Here is an 18,735-nt window from a genome sequence, read left to right as displayed (position 1 = left end):
TCTCCCGAAGGTTAATAAGACTAAGGTGCCAATCTTTTAGCTTAAGTTAACGGCATCGGGGCTAGTGAAGTCTAAAGTATAAATGTGCATGCTATTCTTCAACCAGCAATGTAGAAACTATACTTTCCCACTCCGCCTCAAGCGATGTGGCGGGTCTTTTTTTGCCTGCTTTGCTGTACCAGTAATCTGCGTTCCAGGTGTCGCCTTCCTGGCGGTGCAGGTAAGCGTGGATCCAGGCAGCGGTTTTATCCGGAAGGTCCTGTACAAGTATGTGTGCCTGCTCCCAATTTCCTTTTGCTTCGTGCCAGAGCGCTTGTAAGTATACCGTTGCACCTGAAGGTGGTGTGGCAGCAGCCAGGCTTTGCTTAAAGATGTGCAGGCTCATGGGTGTATACTGGCTTACGTGCGCGTTTCTCCATGGGCAATATGCTGTAATAGATAAAGCGGTTAGCCGGTACCGGTACATTATACTTTTCGGCCAGCTTCACGACGGTGCCATTCTGATACTCAATCTCAGAGGGTTTGCCTTCCCAGACATCCCTGGTAAGCGATGCCGTGGACTCGGGTGGGAGAGACTTGAAAGTTGCAATGGCTTTGGCCACAAAGTCTGGCTCTATGGTAATGCCAATGCGCTGCGACAACGTGTAAACCTCAGTTAAAACATCCTCCAGCAACTGCTTTGTTTGTGGCAGTTCCAGCACCTGCCTGTAGTTTGAGCGCGTTACCGCTAACAGCCCACTTACGCAAATGCTGATGAACTTCTTCCAAAGCTCAGCCTGTATATCATCGGCTAATTTAGTTTGGATGCCTGCCTGCTCAAATGTTGCCTGCAACTGCTTTGCACGGTCAGATTGCGTGTTGTCTAACTCCCCGAATATGATGGTAGGCTCCACTCCGAAATGATTGATAACCCCCGGTGCATCTATTTTGCTGATGATGCGGCACAACCCTCCAAGTATATTTTTTTCTGGTAAATGCGCTGCCAGTTCTTCTGTGGCCAAAACGCCGTTCTGCATCGGAAGTATAAGTGTGTCCGGGGATACGATGGCGGCCAGCTCTGCAGCAGTCTCTTTTACCTGCCAGGCCTTTACGCATACCATCATTAAATCTGTGGGGCCGATGGCTTTTATACTATCGGTGGCTGTTACTTTATCAAGCTTAAAATCGCCTTTTATACTTTTTACGCTAAGGCCATTTGTTTGCATGGCTTGCAGGTGCCTGCCTCTTGCCAGAAACGTAACCTCATGGCCCGCCTTTGCCAGTTTTGCTCCAAAAAATCCGCCTACGCCACCAGTACCAATAATCGCAATTTTCATGTGCTATACTTTATGATTAACGTTAAAGTATGTTTAAATAAAAAAACAGGAAGCTACATGCTTCCTGTTTATACGTTTTACAAGCTTTTCTTCTGTGCAACCTTCTCCGCCAGCTTTAGCGCCTCGTAGGCATTCACCAGGCCACCAGAAGCCGACAGGTCAGCGAATTTTGCTGTCTTTTTACCTTTGGGGTCTTCGGTAGGGTAGTATACTTTAAGCTTTGGGTACTTAACAGAAGACTGTAGCAGCACCTCTTTTAATTCTGCGGCAGTAAGCTCTGGGTAGTATGACCATACCAAGGCAGCCACACCTGATACGACAGGACTGGCGAAGCTGGTGCCGTCCATTATGTCATACTTATTGTCTGGGGCTAGCAATACCAGGTCTACACCGGGTGCGAAAATATCCACGTTTTTTTTACCGTAGTTAGAAAACTCGCCTACAAATGTCTTATCCAGGTTTTTGGAGGTAGCGCCTACTTCAAGCCAGGTGCTGGCGCGGGTGCCATCCAGGTGCTGCTTTGTCGGGAAGTTGTTCTCCGTATCTATGTCTTTGCTGTCGTTGCCGGCAGCGTGCACCAGCAGCACGTTATTAGACTCGGCATACTTTACGGCTTCGTCTACAAACTGCTTTTGTGGAGAGAAATCCTTGCCAAAGCTCATATTGATAATATTGGCTCCGTTGTCTACTGCGTAGCGTATGGCCAGCGCAATGTCTTTGTCGTACTCATCGCCGCTAGGCACAGCACGCAGCACCATAATCTCTACGTTTTCGGCAATGCCATCTATGCCCACGCCGTTTCCTCTTATGCCCGCAATTATACCTGACACAGGCGTGCCGTGGTCGGCTCTTGGGCCAATTACATCGTTGTTGCCATACTTGTTATCGGTAATGTCTTCGGGGTTATCTTGTACCACAGCTGCCCTTGGGTCGAAATTCAGGTTAAGGTGGTAGTTTACAAACTTATCAATGTGCGCTTGGTAGCCCCTAAACGACTCTGGCGTGAAACCCTGGTTATACTTTAGCACCAGCCAGTTCCGGGCGCGGGCAAGGTCCTGGTCTTTTGTCTGGATGGCCTTTAGCTCCTGTACCGTATAAGTGTCTTTGCCGAGATGTTTTCCGATGATGGCTTCGCAATGGGCCAGCACTTCTGCAAAAGCGTCGAGGTTCTCTTTTACCTTCAAGCGGTCGTCCAGCTCCTTCTCGTAGTTTTGGCGGGTAGTCAGGTAAGTATTATACGCTTGCTGCTCTGCTTCAGATAGGCCTTGTACCGACGTTACATTTTCATACTTTGGGGCAAGCTTGCGCAGCAGGCGCACGTATTCGTAAGTTTCAAACTCTATGTTCTCGCCAGCGGCATTTCCCAAAAAGCCCCAGCCATGCACATCGTCCACATAGCCGTTATTGTCATCGTCTATGCCATTTCCCGGAATCTCGTTCTTATTTACCCATATCCTGCTTTTTAGCTCTTCGTGATTTATATCGGTGCCGCTGTCTATTACAGCTACCACTACTTTTTTCTTTGGCTTTTTAGAGACCAGTAATTCGTTATAGGCGCGGTTTACGCTTACACCTGGCACCTTGTCTTGCCTGGCATCCAGGTTATACCAGTTATGGTAAGCTTTATCTAACTCCGATACCGACGTTACGCCGCCGTCCTGGGCAAAGGCCAACGAGCCGCTAAGTAAGAAAAAGGCAGCAGTTGCCTTTAGGTTGCGAAGGAGGTTTGCTCTCATGTTATAGTTGGTAATGTTCTTTTGTTGTTTGGGAATGGTTCTAACAAAAACCGGGCAGATTTTCTTGTGGTTGATGCCGCTTGTCAGAAAACAATCTATACGATTGCTGCAGCTTTTGTGCTTTGCCAGAAGGCCTTTATTTTTATGGTGTTGTGAGGCCGGAGATAAAATGCAGTCTCCATCAAATCTGGTTGAGTGTGCACTACCGTTGGATGTAGCAGGAAGTTTAACTAGCAACTAAACGAAAACATACGCTTATCTGCCCTATGTGTGGAGTCGTGAGGTTGAAACAAATACTGTTAAGACCTAAGATAGTAAATCGCATTTTAAATTTTACACTTTAAGTTTGTTATAAGAAGCGAAGGAAACGGTTTAAGCCAAAAAAGAACAGCCCTAAGAAAACATATTTCTTAGGGCTGTTCTAAATTTCAGTTAGCGCTATACCGTCTCTTCAACAGGGGGGTGCAACTGGCCTTCGGTTCTGGCTACTACCATTGCTACTGTTGCATCGCCGGTTACGTTTACTACGGTGCGGCACATATCCAGAATACGGTCAGGGGCAAGTATAAGCGCAATGCCCTCTACAGGTATACCTGCTTGTTGCAGCACAATTACCAGCATGATAGTGCCTGCGCCTGGTACGGCTGCAGCGCCAATAGAGGCTAATGTTGCCGTAAGTACAATGCCAAGCTGAGTCATCAGGTCCAGGTCCATGCCATACGCCTGGGCAATAAATACAGCCGCTACAGCCTGGTAAAGGCTAGTGCCGTCCATGTTGATGGTGGCACCTAATGGCAGCACAAAGCTCGATATTTCTTTGTTTATGCCCAGGTTCTGCTCGCAACGCTCCATGGTTACAGGCAAAGTTGCCGCGCTTGATGAAGTGGAGAAAGCCAGCATCTGCGCCGGAAAAATTCCTTTAAAAAAGTCTTTATACTTTGTTTTACCTATTGTAGTCACCAATACCGGGTATACTACCGCAATCATCAAAGCAAGGCCTATAACAACTACAATACAGTAATAGCCAAGCACCATCAGCAGTTCTACGGCGGCACCGGGATCATCGCCGGCAAACTCTACCACCAGCCCAGCCAGCAGCGCGAACACGCCATAGGGGGCAAACTTCATAATGATGTCTACTATCTTAAGTATAACCATATTCACACCCTCAAAAAAATCGTTTACCGGGGCGGCCTTATTGGGTGGTATCATAATGAGGGCAATACCGAAGAGTAGCGCAAAAAAGATAACCTGCAGCATACTGCCATTGTCCGTCAGCGAACTGAAGATGTTGTCAGGCACAATATCAATAAGCGGTTGCAGCGGCGCTTGCTGCTCCACGGCAGCTGCATCAGTTGATTTTTGGGTTGTAGTGGAGGCGAATTGCTCTTTAAACTCCTCGCGCTTTTCCGGTGAAAAGGCTTTGCCTGGCTCAAAAATATTAACCAGCAGCAGGCCCATGGTTACTGCCAGAACTGTGGTGCCTAAATAAATGCCTATGGTTTTGGAGCCGATGCGCGACAGCTTGCTTATATCGCTAAGGCTGGAAACACCTGTTATAAGCGATACCAGCACCAGCGGCACGGCAATAAGCTTAAGCAGGTTTATAAAGATCGTTCCAAACGGTTTTAGCCAATCCAGGGTGAAGCTGACAAGGCCGGTAGAGCTGGCAAAAATACCCCACAACACGCCAAGCGTCATGCCGATGAGGATCTGCCAATGTAATGCAAGTTTTTTCATGTTACCAGAATGGGGCCACACCAAGGGCGGATACCCGGTTAAAGTAAAGTATAATAGTAGTTATACACAGCCTGGTGTTGCTCTAAGCAAGTATGGGCGAAGTAAAAATGCCCTTTTTAATACAGGACAGGCTTAAGGTAAAGCTAAGCATAATTACTCAGTAAGAGAATTTAATGTTTAAAACATACCTTTATAACTTGTAAAAATACAGGAAGCAGGGCAGGTAAAGAAACAAAAAAGCCGCTACGGGAGCGGCTTTTTTGTTGGTGTGAACAGGTAACCTGTTTAGCTTATTCTTCTGTTACAACGATTTTTTCGATCTTGTCATTGGCTTTGATCTGGTCGATTACCTCGTCGCCTTCTACCACCTTGCCAAAACAAGTATGGTTACGGTCTAAGTGCGCGGTGTTTTTGCGGCTGTGGCAGATAAAGAACTGCGACCCGCCGGTGTTACGGCCAGCATGCGCCATCGAAAGCACGCCACGGTCGTGGTATTGGTTTTCGCCTGTTAGTTCGCAGTCGATTTTGTAGCCTGGGCCACCTGTGCCTGGCACGCCTTTAGCACCCTCACGAGAGTTAGGGCAACCGCCCTGTATCACAAAATCAGGAATAACACGGTGGAAAGTAAGCCCGTCGTAAAAGCCTTTTTTAGCCAGATCTATAAAATTTTGTACTGTTTTGGGAGCATCTTTTTCGTAGAACTCAACTTTCATGACACCCTTGCCAGTATGGATTTCTGCAGTTTTCATGGTTTATCTTTTTTCGGTAAAACAATGTAGATAACAAAAGTACGGATTTTATAGTTTAAGAAGACAAACTAGTGCCTTTATAAGGTGGCTAATGCGTGACAACAGTAATAAAACTACAGCTATGAAAAAAGGAAGCTTATATCTAATTGCCTGTGCGCTAATGTGCAGTACCATGCTGGCTGGGTGTGGCGGTGCCGACGACAGCAGAAACGAAAACCCGATGCAGGAAGAGCGAAGCAGGCCAAACCTTGGCTCAGAAACTGAAGCAAGGGGAACGAACCAAAACACAGACGGACACCAGTCCGGAGAAGGAGACTCTAAGGGCGGAAGAGAGGTTGACGCTTCCGGAACAATCTCAGAAATAGGTGGCAGAGAAATGTCCCCGTCTCAGAATATAGTTGAGAACATCAACTCTGTACCCGACATCACGACGTTTGCATCTGCCATGCGTAAAGCTGAGTTAGTTAAAACCCTAAACGGCACAGGTCCCTATACGGTGCTGGCGCCAAACAACGGGTCTTTTGAAGCTTTGCCAGATGGCCGGTTAAGCGACCTAATGAAAAACGAGAACAAGCAGCAACTGGTGGAACTGCTGAACAACCATGTGATAGCCGGAAAGCTTTCAGCGGAAAGCCTGCAGGACGGAGCCATCTTAAAAACGATAGGAGGGCAGCAGCTAAGGGTAAGCAAACGCGGTGCAGACACCATGATAAATGGCGCCAAAATAGAGACGGCCGACAATATGAGTTCTAACGGTGTTGTGCATGTGATAAACAAAGTGATGGTGCCAGAGGCAAAATAACTTATTAGGTAACCACATTAAAGCAGCAGGGGCAGGTAAAAATTACCTGCCCCTGCTGCTTTATTTTAAAACGGGTTGGTGGCCCATACAGTTAATTCTGGTATAAAACCTCGGTCATCCATTTGCAGCGCACTTTTTATTGCCCAGGCTATCTCCTCGCTACGCAGCTTGTTTGGCTGGTCGTCACGCTCTTCGCGGTTGGTGTTGCCAAAGGCCGTAGTAACCTCACTTGGGTTTATCAGCATAACTCGCACGTTATGCTTGCGTAGCTCTTTCTGCCAGCTTTGGGTCATACTTTTGAGGGCCGCCTTAGACGATGCGTACACCGAACCACCTTCGTAGCCATTACTGCCAGCTGTAGAGCCAATGTTGATGATGTTACCGTAGTTCTGTTTCTTGAATACCTTGGCTGCCTGTGCCGCCATCATAGCTGCTCCAAATACATTTACGCGGTATATCTTTTCAAAGTCCTCAACGGTTAGTTCTTCAAGAGGCTTAGACATGCCAATGCCAGCATTGTTGATCAATGCGTCCAGCCGGCCAAACTCATTCATAAACGTGTGGATAGTACGGCGGACATCTTCCGGGTTAGCCACATCTGCTGTAATAGGCATTGCTCCGATATCACGTGCCGTTTTCAAGGTTCTTTTTTCGTCGCGACCAGTAATGGCTACATTGGCACCCTTTTCTATCAATAGTTTTGCGGTAGCGTGTCCAATTCCTAAAGTACCGCCGGTTATCAGAATGTTTGCGTTGTTAAGTTTCATTGCAGGAGATTAAGTTTGAATGTTTAGTTGTAACTAACGGAGCAGGAGGGGAATTGTTGATCAGGTGGTGGCTGGATTCGATAAAACAAAAAAAGGTGGTAAGCTATTACAGCATACCACCTCCCTAAAACTTGTGTTCCTGCCTTATTTGCGGTTATCCTGCCCGTGCATCATACTTAGGTAACTTTCATAGCGCGTAAGCGAAATGTCGTTTTGGCGTACGGCTTCTATCACAGCGCATCCGGGCTCGTTAAAGTGTGTGCAGTTGTTAAAGCGGCATTGGTTCAGACGCTCACGCATCTCCGGGAAGTAATGCCCTAGTTCTGCCGCGGGTATATCCACAATGCCGAGTTCTTTTATACCTGGCGTGTCAATGATAAAGGTGTCTTTATTTACTTCAAACATTTCGGCGAATGTGGTCGTGTGCACGCCTTTGTCTGAAAAATCAGAAATTTCAGATGTCTTCAGTTCCAGATCAGGTACCAGCAAGTTGATGAGCGTTGATTTTCCTACGCCGGAATGCCCGGAAAGTAATGTGGTTTTGCCTTGGAGCAATTCCTCAATTTCATCTAATCCTTCTCTGGTTTTTGCAGATACAGCCATACTTTTATATCCTATCTGCTCATACATATGGCTTATCTGGCGCTGGTAATCCCGCATCTCATCGTCATACATGTCGGTTTTATTATACACGATAACAGTAGGAATGCTGTAAGCCTCGGCAGTAACCAAAAACCGATCTATAAAGCCAAACGAAGTGCGTGGCGATACCAGCGTTACTATAAGCAGGGCCTGGTCGAGGTTGGCGGCTATAATATGAGAGTAAGCCGATTTATGTGTGCTCTGACGGATGATGTAGTTGTCTCGGTTCGCTATTTTATGGATTACTGCTGTGTCTTCTCCGGTCGTTTCTACATCAAACTCCACATTATCGCCTACGGCAAGCGGGTTACTCACTTTCATGCCTTTCAGCTTAAACTTACCGCGCAGGCGGGCACGGTGTAATTGTCCTTCTTCGTCGCGCAGCAGGTACCACGACCCCGTTGATTTTACTACAACTCCTTTCATGAATTCTTTTTAAGCAAAGCACTAATGTCGGCCATGATTTTAGCGGTGGCGCCGGCTTGCTCTTGTACGTATGTTTTTTCTTTGCTGGTTATACTTTGCCGCATTCCGGGTGTTGTGTGCACCTCCTCAAATTTTTTTAACAGTTCCTGGCTATCGTTTACCGGAAAGGCGCAGCCTATGGCTACTAAGTCTTTAGCTTCCTGAAACTTGTTGTACTTAGGCCCGAAGAACAACGGCAAACCGAACACAGCGGCCTCCAGGGTATTGTGCAGCCCTTTTCCAAAAGCGCCGCCAATATAGGCGTATGTGCCGTAGCTGTACAGCGACGACAGCATGCCGATGTTATCAATTACCAGCACGTTATACTTTGCTGCGTCTGTTTCGCTGGTTTTAGAAAACCGAACAGCACCTATGCCGAGCGTTTGCATTACTTGGTTTATACTTGGTTCGTTTACTTCATGGGGCGCTATGATGAATTTTATACTTGGGCTATACTTCTGAATAAGCGGTAATAGCACTTCAATGTCAGCGGGCCAGCTGCTGCCTATCATAAACACCTCTCTGCCGGCAGCAAAAGCTTCAACTAAAGATATGGTTTTTATACTTGCCGCTGTCTGTAAAACTCTGTCAAAGCGGGTGTCGCCGGCTATACTTGCCTGGGTTATGCTTATACTTTGCAGCAGCTTCAGCGAGGTGTTGTTCTGGGTGTAAATATGCGTGAAGCGGCGCAGCATGCTGCGGTTAAACTCGCCGTAGGGCTTAAAGAAAACCTGCTCTTGCCGGAAAATAGCGGAGACCGAAAGTATAGGTATGTTGCGCTGCTGCAGCTGCTGTAGGTAATAATGCCAGAATTCATACTTTACAAACACCGCCAGCTCTGGCTTTGTAATGTCCAGAAACCGTGTGGCGTTAGCGGCGCTATCCAGGGGCAGGTAAAAAATATAGTCAGCGCCTGTGTAGTTTCTACGAATTTCGTAGCCCGAAGGGGAGAAGAAGGTAAGCAGGATTTTATACTTTGGGTATGCTTCCCGAAATGCCTCCATCAGCGGCCGCCCCTGCTCAAACTCACCCAACGAGGCACAATGAAACCACACTACCGGCGCCTGGTTGCCTTCAAAAGCCTTCTCCAGCTTCTCGAACTGCCCCACGCGGCCCTGTTGCATTAGCCTGACCTTTTCGCTGAAAGGTGAAGCCAGCGCAATAGCAGCCTGGTAAGCTTTAAGTCCGATGTCGTAGAGTAACTTCAAAATTTATACTTTGTTGTAATTCAAAGCCTCGCAGCTCTTGAGTATCTGCCTGCAAATATAGTGTATTGTAGAGGGATAGTTGGTAGGAGAGGTGCAGTTTGTGCGTAAGACTTCAGGAAGAGGAATTCCTGTAACTTCAGGTGCCTGAACTTTATGCGCAAGCTAACAGTAACAAAACAGACTTTAGTAAAAGCGCATAGTTGCCACCGGATAAATTTATTCTGAAGCGTTTTCGCCATTTTTATTATGTTTGAAGCTGTGCATACCTGTTGAGAACGGAGCAACTCTGGATTTCAGGTATTAACTCTTGTAACAGCGGCGGCTTAAAAAATGCTTTGTGTTTTGATTAAACTGCTGTAGATAAACGATTTACTAAAATGAGCGTTACCATAAGGCCAATACAGGAAACAGACAACCAGGCGCTGGCAACACTAATACGGCGGGTTTTCAGGGAGTTTAAAATTGACAGGCCAGGCACCGTTTACACCGATCCTACAACAGATAATTTGTTCGGCCTTTTCCGGCAGCCGGGCAGCGTTTACTTTGTTGCCGAAGAAAGCGGAGAAATAGTAGGTGGCTGTGGCATATACCCCACCGATGGTTTGCCTGCAGGATGTGCTGAACTGGTTAAATTTTACTTATCTGCCAATGCCCGCGGCAAAGGAATCGGGAACAGACTGATGCAGCAAAGTATAACACAAGCCCGGAAGTTAGGTTACAGCCAGCTATACTTAGAGTCGTTTCCTGAGTTGGCAAAGGCCGTAGGAATGTATGAAAAAGCAGGTTTTAAGCCTTTGCCGCATGCGCTTGGCAACTCAGGCCATTTTGCCTGTAATATCTGGATGCTGAAAGAATTATGAACACACAACAAGCCTATAATAACTGGGCCAATCAATACGACACCAACAAAAACCGCACACGCGATTTAGAAGCTGTGGCCCTGCGCGCCACGCTGGCAAGTATACCTTTTAAGGCTTGCCTGGAGGTTGGCTGTGGTACAGGCAAAAATACAGAGTGGTTGGTACGGAAAGCCATGCACGTTACTGCCGTAGACTTCTCGGAGGAGATGCTGCAGCGGGCAAGAAAAAAGGTCAGCTCAAATAAGGCGGAGTTTCTGCAGGCCGATATTACCCAGGAATGGAGTTTTGCAACACAGCCCTACGACCTTGTAAGTTTTAGCCTGGTGCTGGAGCACATTGCAAACCTGGATCATATTTTTAAGCAAACAGCTGCGGTGCTACACCAAGGCGGGTATGTATACATTGGTGAGTTGCATCCTTTTAAACAGTATACCGGTACCAAAGCCAGGTTTGAAACTGAGCAGGGGAGGCAGGAAGTGGAGTGCTATACGCATCACCTTTCGGAGTTTACGCAAACAGCAAAGCAGCACGGCCTTAAGCTTCTGGATATAAATGAATATTTCGACGATAACGAGAACACAGGAGTACCGCGCATCCTTACTATACTTTTGCAGAAAGCTTAAAATGGCTGCTTTTATACTTTTTAGGATACTTTTACTTACATGAAGATACTTTTAGCAGTTGGGGCAGGCAGCTTTATTGGTGGTGTACTGCGTTATACTTTAGCACAGTTTATACAAACTCGCTCTGCCATCGCTTTTCCTTTTGGCACGCTTGGCGTTAATTTAATAGGCTGCTTTTTAATGGGAGTGATATTTGCCTTGCTAGCCAAAGGAGATTTAGCCGCTACATGGCGGCCTTTCCTGGCAACTGGCATATTGGGTGGCTTTACTACTTTCTCTGCTTTTTCAGTAGAGTCGGTTTCTCTGCTGCAGTCGGAGCAGTATGGGCATTCTGTAATTTATATTGCTGCAAGTGTGTTGCTGGGGCTATTGGCTACTTTTGCCGGTATCTGGCTGGTTAAATTGGTTTAAGTATAAAAAGTATGCTACAACAAAAAGCCCCGACATACGCCGGGGCTTTTTTAATATTTTAAAACTGTTAAAGCTTAGTGCTTCGCAAGGTAGTTAGATACACCTTCTTTTGTTGCTTGCATTGCTTCTTTGCCTTCAGACCAGTTTGCCGGGCAAACTTCGCCTTTCTCTTCGAAATACTGAAGAGCGTCTACCATACGGATTGCCTCGTCGATTGAACGGCCAAGTGGAAGGTCGTTAACAACCTGGTGGCGAACAACGCCTTCTTTGTCGATTAGGAACAGACCACGGTAAGCAACAGGCTCACCTACGAAAGTTACTTCGCCTTCTTCGTTGTAGTCGTAATGACCAGCTAATACGTCGTAGTTCTGAGCGATTGTTTTAGACGCATCAGCTACAAGTGGGTAGTTAACACCCTCGATGCCACCCTGCTCACGCGGAGTGTTCAACCACGCAAAGTGAGAGAAGTGCGTGTCAGTAGAGCAACCTACTACGGCTACACCCTTGCGCTCAAACTCTTCCATTCTGTCCTGGAAAGCGATGATTTCAGTTGGGCACACGAAAGTGAAGTCCATTGGGTAGAAATAGAAAAGTACGTGCTTTTTGCCGATGTACTGCTCTAATGAGAAGTTCTCAACAAACTCGCCGTTTTCTACTGCTGTTGCTTTAAAAGAAGGTGCTTTTTTACCAACTAATACTGCCATGTTATTCTATTGTTTTAGTTTAAAAAATCTATTTAGATACTCGTTTTATACTTATTTGCTTATCGGGCTCCACTTTGTTTCCTGTTAGCTGCACCGAGAAGCCCTTTATCTCGAAGTTCTCCAGTTTGCGTTTGCTGAAAAACTCCGTCAGTAGCTGCTCCAGTTCTGCATCCTCAAAATCAACGATCTCTTTGGTTTTGCTGCAGAAAATGTGGTTATGTGCATGCATATTGGCATCGTAGCGCTTGCCGCCTTCCTCAGAAAGAGCTCTCCGTATAAGGCCTGTCTCTACAAAAGTATCCAGCGTTTTATAAACCGTACCCAACGATATACTTGGGTTAGCCGGCTTCAGGCGCTGGTATATATCTTCTGCGGTAGGGTGGTGCCCATGCAGTTCCATCACCGATTCGAACACAACAATGCGCTGCTGTGTAACCTTAAGGTCACAAGCTAACAAGCGCTGTCGCAATTCGTCTCGTGTCATGTTTTGCTGCATACCAGTTAAGAATGTTTCTTACTTAAGAAAAGTTCCTGCAAAGGTAAGGAGGATAGTTAAAAGTTAAAAGTGAAGTGTTAAAAGTTATTAGCATATGAGGGAACTTTGGGGGTGGAGGAGAATGAGTGTTCACAAAGTGCTCCTTACGCAAGTTTAGCGGAGCGTAACTTGTGGCTTCGTATGGCAGCTGTTTTCAACTGCTTTGCTTCGGAAAAGCAAGGAAGGGCTTCAACAGTATTTTATACTTTGGCGATAAGGTTTACTCTGATAAAGTATAACTTTCTGCTCTTGCAGAAAGCCAGTTGCAAACTGGCATCATGTACAGCCACAAGTTACGCTCCGCTAAACTTGCGGCAGCTAAAAGTAGAGACGCAACATATTGCGTCTCTACTTCTCTAACTTACAACCTCAGACTATCGGCCCTTAAATTCTGGTTTGCGCTTCTCTACAAAAGCGTTCATGCCTTCAGTCTGATCTTCAGAGGCAAAGCAGAGGTAGAAGTTCTTTCGCTCAAAGTATAATCCTTCGTCCAGGTTGGTTTCAAAAGAACGGTTAACAGCTTCTTTTGCCAGCTTAGCCGCCACCGGCGACATCTGCGCTACGTCTGCAGCTAGCTTAAAGGCTTCCTCTAAGTATAGCTCCACCGGCACCACACGGTTTATCAGGCCATGCTTCTCGGCCTCGTCAGCAGTCATAAATTTGCCCGTTAAAACCATCTCCATGGCTTTGGCCTTGCCTATGGCCTTGGTTAATCGTTGGGTGCCTCCGGCGCCAGGCATTACACCGATCTTTATTTCCGGCTGGCCAAACATGGCTGTTTCAGAAGCAACAATCATGTCGCAGGTCATGGCCAGTTCGCAGCCACCGCCCAGCGCAAACCCTGAAACAGCAGCGATAATGGGCTTTTTGGTTTTACGGATTTGATCCCAGGTAGAGAATTGATCAATATTTAACATATCGATGGCCGTTTTTCCAGCCATTTGCTTTATATCGGCACCAGCGGCAAACGCTCTGGCATTGCCAGTTATGATGATAGCACGTATCTCCTCGTTCTCATCAAGCTCTTTCAGGGCATCGCGCAGTTCGCCCATAAGTTGCAGGTTTAGTGCATTAAGCTCTTTTGGCCTGTTTAATTGGATAAGCGCTATGTGTGGCTGCGCCTGAGGTGTTACAAGTATGAATTCCATGGGTTTTATTTTGCGATCAGCGTTTTTTGATTGAAAGCCTTAAGTTACGGGTTTTAGCAAGCATAAAAAAAGCCCTGCTAAAGGGCTTGTCAAGTAAAAGGGTATGTTATGCGTTTATTGGTTTTTTACCAGCTTGTAGTATACATCCTGCTCTGGCAGGGGTTCCTCATCAGCAGCAGGTTTCTCGTAATTAAGTACGGTTTTGGCGTTAGCTTGCATACCAGTTTTATTCGGGCGCAAATAAACTCCTGTTAAAAGTAAAGAGAACAGAATAACAAGCTTAATTATAAAAGTGGGGGTGATCTTTTCGGCCATTTGCGTTCAAAAGTTATACGAGCTATTTCACAGGCGTATCTATACGCAAAGTAAATACAAAGTTTTCTAAATATAAATATTTTTAAAGTGGATATTAGAAAATTTAAAATATTGAAAGAAAAGTAAAGTTTTTGTTCAATTGAATATTTCTACTTGCAAACTACCTGAAAGGTAGTTCTGGTGCGTTGTTCTAGTAATATTTCTTTACCAGTAGTAATTTTATTTATACTTATAATATCATAATTTTTTACAGTATACAAGTATAGGCTTGTGTTATAATGTATGATAAACTGGTCATGAAGCGTTTGCATCAGGCGGTGCAAGCGCTCCTGGTGGTAATCGGTGCAAATAGAGAAAGAGATAGCTGAATTCTGCATCATGTTTATTTTAAGCCTCAGCTCCGACAGCGCATTAAAAATAGTGCCTAGGTTTTTCTCAGAAATAAAGGTAAAATCCTTTACGCTGAAAGAAATAAGGCATTGGTTCTCTTTGATGATATAAGCCGGTGCGATCACTTCGAAGCGGCAATCACAGATCTTTGTTCCTTCGGCAGCCGGGTTTACAAAGGACTTAACGTACAGCGGAATAAGCTTGTTGGCTAGCGGCTTAATGGTTTTAGGGTGAATGACAGATGCACCATAGTAAGCCATTTCTACTGTTTCCTGGTAAGAAATCTCAGGGTAACGAACGGTATCCTCAAAATGCTTAGGGTCTGCATTTAATAAACCATCTACATCTTTCCAGATATACATGGCGCTTGCATCAAGGCAGTAGGCAAATATGGCTGCACTAAAGTCTGAGCCCTCGCGGCCCAGGGTTGTAGTATGGCCATTGTTAGTGCCACCCAAGAAGCCCTGCGTTACCACCAGCTGGGTGTTTAATAGAGCAGGCAAGTCGCGCTTTATAGTACGTTCTGTCCAGGCCCAATCCACTTTTCCTTCGCGCCAGGTATTGTCTGTTTGTATGTACTTGCGGCTGTCGATCCAGGAGTTTGCAAGCCCTTGGCTTTTTAAGAAATGATGAAGAATGGTAGACGAAAATAATTCTCCGAAACTTACGATCTGATCATAAGTTTTATCGTATGTAGCCCCTGTAGGTAAATGCTGTAAGACTTGGTGTAGCTGCGCAAAGAGATGTTCCAGTTGCTCGTGCACCAGGCTTGCCTTATCCGGAAACAACTCGTTGCTTACTTGCAGGTGATAGCTTAAACAATGCTGGTATTCCGCTTCATAACGCTGCTCATTAAAAGCCATGTTCAATATTTGCTCCAGGGCATTGGTTGTTTTGCCCATTGCTGATACAACTATTAACAGCTGTTTGTCGCCGCCATGGGTTTTTATAATGTGTGCTATGTTACGAAATGCCTCGGCGCTTTTTACAGACGCCCCACCAAACTTGTATACTTTCATCCTGACTAGGTACGTTTGCCGTAAAATTATGTATACTTCCTAATATTAACTAAAATTGATACTTTTGTACTAGGTTAAATCTTTACTTTATGAATGACAGACTGGCTTTACCTGTTGGCACCACCCTGGACAGGTTTATAATGAGAAAACAAGAGGACTTCCCATATGCCACAGGGGAATTGTCTCAGCTGCTGCGTGACATTGCGCTGGCAGCTAAAATAGTAAACAGAGAGATAAACCGTGCAGGCCTGCTTGATGTAACTGGCGCCTATGGCAGCCAGAATGTGCAGGGCGAGGAGCAACAGAAGCTGGATGTGATTGCCAACATTCGCTTTATCAGGGCCTTGCGCAATGGTGGCGAAGTTTGCGCTATCATTTCTGAAGAGGAAGAAGATATAATCCAGACAGGCAATACCAAAGGCAAATACATTGTCGCCATGGACCCGCTTGACGGTTCATCCAATATTGATGTAAACGTTTCCATCGGTACTATTTTCTCAGTATACAGAAGGTCATCTGAAACCGGCTGTGACGGAACACTAGAAGACTGCCTGCAGAACGGTACCCGACAGATAGCGGCAGGTTACATTATCTATGGCTCATCTACAATGCTTGTATACACTACAGGGCATGGCGTGAATGGCTTTACTTATGAGCCGTCGTTAGGCGAGTTCTTCCTGTCTCACCCAAACATTGTAACGCCGCGCACAGGCAACGTGTACTCCTGCAACGAAGGGGCCTTAAACAGCTTCCCGGAAGGAATCAAGAATTACGTTAGCTATTGCAAAGAGCAAGGGTATTCGGCTCGCTACATTGGATCGCTGGTAGCAGATTTTCACCGTAACCTGTTAAAGGGCGGCATCTATATTTACCCATCAACGGCAAAATCTCCGAACGGTAAATTGCGCCTGATGTATGAGTGCAACTCTCTTGCATTTATAGTAGAGCAGGCAGGAGGCAAAGCCACAACCGGAACACAACGCATCATGGAAATCGAGCCTACTGATTTGCATCAGCGTTGCCCGCTGGTGATTGGCTCTACTGAAATGGTGGAGAAAGTAGAAGAACTAGTAAAGGCTGATGCATTGGTTAGCTAAAGGCAGAAGTATACCATAGAAAAGGGGCAGCAGGTTAGACAAACTTTCTGCCCCTTTTTGTTTGTCTTATACGCTCGCTTTAAAGCTGGCTGATGGTAGTGTATACTAAAGCATTGCTGCTGCCTTACCTGCTGCTATACTTTTGCCTTAACTCTGCTTTTTGCAGTTCGCGCTTTAAGATAAGGCGTGCAATGCGTTCAGAAATCAATTCAGAATCATCTGCAACCATTGCTTCTTTCACGGCTTTTTCATCCACATCAATTCTGTAAAGTATTTGCAGCAGCTTAGGTAAATCGGATGTTAAAAGCTGCAATACCACCCGCGACAGTTTAAAGTGCAGGGCTTCGAGGTTAGAGGCAGGCAGGTTATCTACCTCAAAAAGTGTTTGTAACCGGGAGGTGGTGCTCGAAATGATGGTAGCTGGATAATGCATACTATAAAGTATAAATAAATTATACGATACAAAACAGAACGCCCTCCGTTACGGGAGGGCGTTCGCTGTAAAAGCAGAATAGACTATTCTTTTTCTGCTTTAGGTTTTTTAGGCTTAGCCTCTGCTGTTTTTTCTTTCTTCTCAGCGGGTGCTTTTTTTGCTTTAGGCGCTTTTGCTTCTGCAGGCGCTGCTTCTTTCGCAGCAGCAGCAGCAGCAGCTGTTTCTGCTTTACCAAAACCTACTTGCTTGTTTAAGATAGTGTACCAGGTTGCCAGCTTTTTCATGTCAGAGGTGTATACTTTCTCCGCATCGTAGTTCGGTAGCACATCGCTCATAAACTGCTGGTACTCTTCGTTGCTTGGCTTTTCGCCAAGTGGCAATGTATCGCCGTACTTCTCATGGATGCGCTCAAATACTTCTGCCAATGGCACAGTACCTTCCTCGTCGGTAGTGTAAATAGAGATTTCATCCAGGATAGACATGCGGTGGCGTGCCTGCGCAACCATTGTTTTAGGAGAATCCTCCAGGCTTTGCACAATTACACCGGTACGCGTTGGCTTTACAATCTGGTAAAGCCCGCTTTGGCCAGAGATGGCCGCAACTTGTCTTAAATCTATAGGCATAGTAAAGTATAAACTTTTGGTTTTATAGCTTGAACATAATTGGAATGCTGGCATTTACCGCAAAACCGGGAGCGTTGAACTTAAGCAGTCTGGCTACACGAAGCGCTTCTTCTCCTGTGCCTGCACCTGCATTGCGCAGCACTTTAAACCCAGACAATGATCCATCTTCGTTTAAAGTAAAACTGATAATGCAATCGCCCTGCACACGATTACGCTTTGCCAGGGGCGGGTAATTAAGCTCTTTGTAAATGGCTTTATACATTGCCTCTACTCCGCCTTCGTAGTATTCTGCCACCGGAGGTGTTTTCTCCGGAGTCCATACTTTCTTCTCTTCAGTTTTGGTTTCTGCTTTAGCCTCAGTTGTCTGTGCCGAAACGGTTACCGTTGCGAAAGCAAACAAAATAAATAAAAAAGTTAATTTGGTTTTCATATAGGTAAAAAATAATAAGATTCTACTTCAGGAGTGGCTTTGCTGCGCACCTGTTATACCGCCACCTTATACTTAATGCGAAAGGTTTTGTTTTTGCTGGTCCTGCACCTGCACGTTTACCTCTTCAATATACTGCAGTATTTCGTCTTTACCAATACGCTTTTCGGCAGAGGTTGTAAACATTAGCGGAAGCTCTTCCCAGGTTTCGCCCATCTTACTTTTAAAAGCCGATACGTTGGCCTCTGTTTTTAGCGCCGACTGCTTGTCAAGTTTTGTGAACACGATAACAAATGGCACGCCCATATTGCCCAGGTGGTTTATAAACTCAAGGTCTTGCTTTAGTGGCTCGTGCCTCGAGTCGATCAAAACAAAAACGCAGGTAAGGTTTTCGCGTTTCTGAAGGTAATAATTGATCATGCGGCGCCACTTCTCCCGCGACTCTTTACTGACTTTAGCGTAGCCATACCCAGGTAAATCTACCAGGTACCAGCTATTATTAATTATAAAATGGTTGATAAGCTGTGTTTTTCCCGGCGAAGACGACGTTTTAGCCAATCCCTTCTGGCCGGTAAGCATGTTTATCAAAGAGGACTTCCCTACATTTGAACGCCCGATAAATGCATATTCCGGCTTGTCTGGCGTCGGGCATAGCTCTACCTGGGTGTTACTCATCAAAAACTTTGCTTCCTTTATATCCATGCGCTAGTTATGTTCACTTATCC

At 45.8% G+C, this 18,735-nt stretch carries 21 protein-coding genes; 5 read left to right on the top strand and 16 right to left on the bottom strand.

Annotation, left to right across the window (positions count from 1 at the left end; genetic code table 11):
* Positions 1–91 precede the first annotated feature (91 nt).
* From Q1A23_RS15825 to Q1A23_RS15805, 5 genes are all read right to left on the bottom strand, one after another.
* Positions 92–385, bottom strand: coding sequence for a hypothetical protein (locus tag Q1A23_RS15825; protein WP_299825017.1), 294 nt, complete (start codon positions 383–385; stop codon positions 92–94).
* Positions 366–1,316: a 2-dehydropantoate 2-reductase gene (locus Q1A23_RS15820; protein WP_299825015.1), complete on the bottom strand. Its 951-nt coding sequence runs from the start codon at positions 1,314–1,316 to the stop codon at positions 366–368. Before Q1A23_RS15820 ends, Q1A23_RS15825 begins: the two co-directional genes overlap by 20 nt.
* Positions 1,317–1,393: 77 nt before the next feature.
* On the bottom strand, positions 1,394–3,052 hold the full coding sequence (locus Q1A23_RS15815) for a S8 family serine peptidase (RefSeq protein WP_299825013.1): 1,659 nt from the start codon (positions 3,050–3,052) through the stop codon (positions 1,394–1,396).
* 438 nt (positions 3,053–3,490) lie between these two features.
* Positions 3,491–4,792, bottom strand: a complete 1,302-nt coding sequence (locus Q1A23_RS15810; protein ID WP_299825011.1) for a dicarboxylate/amino acid:cation symporter — start codon at positions 4,790–4,792, stop codon at positions 3,491–3,493.
* 290 nt (positions 4,793–5,082) lie between these two features.
* Complete coding sequence (locus Q1A23_RS15805; RefSeq protein WP_187067230.1) at positions 5,083–5,541, bottom strand: peptidylprolyl isomerase; 459 nt, start codon at positions 5,539–5,541, stop codon at positions 5,083–5,085.
* Between the two features lie 121 nt (positions 5,542–5,662).
* Here Q1A23_RS15805 and Q1A23_RS15800 point away from each other — a divergent pair, with 121 nt between their 5' ends.
* Complete coding sequence (locus Q1A23_RS15800) at positions 5,663–6,343, top strand: fasciclin domain-containing protein (RefSeq protein WP_299825007.1); 681 nt, start codon at positions 5,663–5,665, stop codon at positions 6,341–6,343.
* A gap of 65 nt (positions 6,344–6,408) precedes the next feature.
* Here Q1A23_RS15800 and Q1A23_RS15795 read toward each other — a convergent pair whose 3' ends face one another.
* From Q1A23_RS15795 to Q1A23_RS15785, 3 genes are all read right to left on the bottom strand, one after another.
* Positions 6,409–7,110: an SDR family oxidoreductase gene (locus tag Q1A23_RS15795; protein WP_299825006.1), complete on the bottom strand. Its 702-nt coding sequence runs from the start codon at positions 7,108–7,110 to the stop codon at positions 6,409–6,411.
* Positions 7,111–7,254: 144 nt separating this feature from the next.
* Positions 7,255–8,178, bottom strand: a complete 924-nt coding sequence (rsgA, locus tag Q1A23_RS15790; RefSeq protein WP_299825005.1) for a ribosome small subunit-dependent GTPase A — start codon at positions 8,176–8,178, stop codon at positions 7,255–7,257.
* On the bottom strand, positions 8,175–9,425 hold the full coding sequence (locus Q1A23_RS15785) for a glycosyltransferase N-terminal domain-containing protein (RefSeq protein WP_299825004.1): 1,251 nt from the start codon (positions 9,423–9,425) through the stop codon (positions 8,175–8,177). The genes rsgA and Q1A23_RS15785 overlap by 4 nt, the downstream gene beginning before the upstream one ends.
* Positions 9,426–9,802: 377 nt before the next feature.
* Between Q1A23_RS15785 and Q1A23_RS15780 the strand changes: the two genes are divergently transcribed.
* From Q1A23_RS15780 to crcB, 3 genes are read left to right on the top strand one after another with little or no spacing between them, the layout of a single operon-like run.
* Positions 9,803–10,285, top strand: coding sequence for a GNAT family N-acetyltransferase (locus Q1A23_RS15780; protein WP_299825002.1), 483 nt, complete (start codon positions 9,803–9,805; stop codon positions 10,283–10,285).
* Complete coding sequence (locus tag Q1A23_RS15775; RefSeq protein ID WP_299825001.1) at positions 10,282–10,908, top strand: class I SAM-dependent methyltransferase; 627 nt, start codon at positions 10,282–10,284, stop codon at positions 10,906–10,908. Before Q1A23_RS15780 ends, Q1A23_RS15775 begins: the two co-directional genes overlap by 4 nt.
* Positions 10,909–10,947: 39 nt before the next feature.
* On the top strand, positions 10,948–11,319 hold the full coding sequence (gene crcB / locus Q1A23_RS15770) for a fluoride efflux transporter CrcB (RefSeq protein ID WP_299824999.1): 372 nt from the start codon (positions 10,948–10,950) through the stop codon (positions 11,317–11,319).
* 74 nt (positions 11,320–11,393) lie between these two features.
* Here crcB and Q1A23_RS15765 read toward each other — a convergent pair whose 3' ends face one another.
* The 4 genes from Q1A23_RS15765 to Q1A23_RS15750 form a co-directional block, all read right to left on the bottom strand.
* Positions 11,394–12,023 (bottom strand): peroxiredoxin, encoded by a 630-nt coding sequence (locus Q1A23_RS15765; protein WP_299824997.1) that lies wholly within the window; start codon positions 12,021–12,023, stop codon positions 11,394–11,396.
* 28 nt (positions 12,024–12,051) lie between these two features.
* Entirely contained in the window at positions 12,052–12,507 is a 456-nt protein-coding gene (locus Q1A23_RS15760) for a transcriptional repressor (protein WP_299824995.1), read from the bottom strand.
* 425 nt (positions 12,508–12,932) lie between these two features.
* Complete coding sequence (locus tag Q1A23_RS15755) at positions 12,933–13,706, bottom strand: enoyl-CoA hydratase-related protein (protein ID WP_299824993.1); 774 nt, start codon at positions 13,704–13,706, stop codon at positions 12,933–12,935.
* Between the two features lie 464 nt (positions 13,707–14,170).
* Positions 14,171–15,430 (bottom strand): aspartate kinase, encoded by a 1,260-nt coding sequence (locus Q1A23_RS15750; RefSeq protein WP_299824992.1) that lies wholly within the window; start codon positions 15,428–15,430, stop codon positions 14,171–14,173.
* Positions 15,431–15,519: 89 nt separating this feature from the next.
* On the opposite strand from Q1A23_RS15750, the gene fbp reads away from it, so the two are divergent.
* The gene (gene fbp / locus Q1A23_RS15745; protein ID WP_299824990.1) at positions 15,520–16,527 is read left to right on the top strand and encodes a class 1 fructose-bisphosphatase; all 1,008 of its coding nucleotides are present in this window, start codon (positions 15,520–15,522) and stop codon (positions 16,525–16,527) included.
* Positions 16,528–16,651: 124 nt separating this feature from the next.
* On the opposite strand, the gene Q1A23_RS15740 is transcribed toward fbp, so the two are convergent.
* From Q1A23_RS15740 to yihA, 4 genes are all read right to left on the bottom strand, one after another.
* Positions 16,652–16,960 carry a hypothetical protein gene (locus Q1A23_RS15740; RefSeq protein ID WP_299824988.1) on the bottom strand — a complete coding sequence of 103 codons (309 nt, stop codon included), beginning with the start codon at positions 16,958–16,960 and terminating at the stop codon, positions 16,652–16,654.
* A gap of 83 nt (positions 16,961–17,043) precedes the next feature.
* Positions 17,044–17,583, bottom strand: a complete 540-nt coding sequence (locus Q1A23_RS15735) for a DUF5606 domain-containing protein (RefSeq protein ID WP_299824987.1) — start codon at positions 17,581–17,583, stop codon at positions 17,044–17,046.
* A 22-nt stretch (positions 17,584–17,605) separates the two neighbouring features.
* Positions 17,606–18,013, bottom strand: a complete 408-nt coding sequence (locus Q1A23_RS15730; protein WP_299824985.1) for an energy transducer TonB — start codon at positions 18,011–18,013, stop codon at positions 17,606–17,608.
* Positions 18,014–18,085: 72 nt separating this feature from the next.
* Complete coding sequence (yihA, locus tag Q1A23_RS15725; RefSeq protein ID WP_299824983.1) at positions 18,086–18,712, bottom strand: ribosome biogenesis GTP-binding protein YihA/YsxC; 627 nt, start codon at positions 18,710–18,712, stop codon at positions 18,086–18,088.
* Between the last annotated feature and the right edge of the window lie 23 nt (positions 18,713–18,735).

Origin of the sequence: uncultured Pontibacter sp., from assembly GCF_947492645.1 — a bacterium.
Lineage (GTDB): Bacteria > Bacteroidota > Bacteroidia > Cytophagales > Hymenobacteraceae > Pontibacter.
This window is presented reverse-complemented; position numbering and strand designations above follow the sequence as displayed.

What these genes read in the sequence shown, in the direction of transcription:
- Q1A23_RS15775 (WP_299825001.1), top strand. Translation starts at nt 10,282, where the DNA reads ATGAACACACAACAAGCCTATAATAACTGGGCCAATCAATACGACACC.
- yihA (WP_299824983.1), bottom strand. Translation starts at nt 18,712, where the DNA reads ATGGATATAAAGGAAGCAAAGTTTTTGATGAGTAACACCCAGGTAGAG.
- rsgA (WP_299825005.1), bottom strand. Translation starts at nt 8,178, where the DNA reads ATGAAAGGAGTTGTAGTAAAATCAACGGGGTCGTGGTACCTGCTGCGC.
- Q1A23_RS15765 (WP_299824997.1), bottom strand. Translation starts at nt 12,023, where the DNA reads ATGGCAGTATTAGTTGGTAAAAAAGCACCTTCTTTTAAAGCAACAGCA.
- Q1A23_RS15780 (WP_299825002.1), top strand. Translation starts at nt 9,803, where the DNA reads ATGAGCGTTACCATAAGGCCAATACAGGAAACAGACAACCAGGCGCTG.
- Q1A23_RS15825 (WP_299825017.1), bottom strand. Translation starts at nt 385, where the DNA reads ATGAGCCTGCACATCTTTAAGCAAAGCCTGGCTGCTGCCACACCACCT.
- Q1A23_RS15760 (WP_299824995.1), bottom strand. Translation starts at nt 12,507, where the DNA reads ATGACACGAGACGAATTGCGACAGCGCTTGTTAGCTTGTGACCTTAAG.
- Q1A23_RS15820 (WP_299825015.1), bottom strand. Translation starts at nt 1,316, where the DNA reads ATGAAAATTGCGATTATTGGTACTGGTGGCGTAGGCGGATTTTTTGGA.
- Q1A23_RS15800 (WP_299825007.1), top strand. Translation starts at nt 5,663, where the DNA reads ATGAAAAAAGGAAGCTTATATCTAATTGCCTGTGCGCTAATGTGCAGT.
- fbp (WP_299824990.1), top strand. Translation starts at nt 15,520, where the DNA reads ATGAATGACAGACTGGCTTTACCTGTTGGCACCACCCTGGACAGGTTT.
- Q1A23_RS15755 (WP_299824993.1), bottom strand. Translation starts at nt 13,706, where the DNA reads ATGGAATTCATACTTGTAACACCTCAGGCGCAGCCACACATAGCGCTT.
- Q1A23_RS15730 (WP_299824985.1), bottom strand. Translation starts at nt 18,013, where the DNA reads ATGAAAACCAAATTAACTTTTTTATTTATTTTGTTTGCTTTCGCAACG.
- Q1A23_RS15795 (WP_299825006.1), bottom strand. Translation starts at nt 7,110, where the DNA reads ATGAAACTTAACAACGCAAACATTCTGATAACCGGCGGTACTTTAGGA.
- Q1A23_RS15815 (WP_299825013.1), bottom strand. Translation starts at nt 3,052, where the DNA reads ATGAGAGCAAACCTCCTTCGCAACCTAAAGGCAACTGCTGCCTTTTTC.
- crcB (WP_299824999.1), top strand. Translation starts at nt 10,948, where the DNA reads ATGAAGATACTTTTAGCAGTTGGGGCAGGCAGCTTTATTGGTGGTGTA.
- Q1A23_RS15810 (WP_299825011.1), bottom strand. Translation starts at nt 4,792, where the DNA reads ATGAAAAAACTTGCATTACATTGGCAGATCCTCATCGGCATGACGCTT.
- Q1A23_RS15735 (WP_299824987.1), bottom strand. Translation starts at nt 17,583, where the DNA reads ATGCCTATAGATTTAAGACAAGTTGCGGCCATCTCTGGCCAAAGCGGG.
- Q1A23_RS15740 (WP_299824988.1), bottom strand. Translation starts at nt 16,960, where the DNA reads ATGCATTATCCAGCTACCATCATTTCGAGCACCACCTCCCGGTTACAA.
- Q1A23_RS15805 (WP_187067230.1), bottom strand. Translation starts at nt 5,541, where the DNA reads ATGAAAACTGCAGAAATCCATACTGGCAAGGGTGTCATGAAAGTTGAG.
- Q1A23_RS15750 (WP_299824992.1), bottom strand. Translation starts at nt 15,430, where the DNA reads ATGAAAGTATACAAGTTTGGTGGGGCGTCTGTAAAAAGCGCCGAGGCA.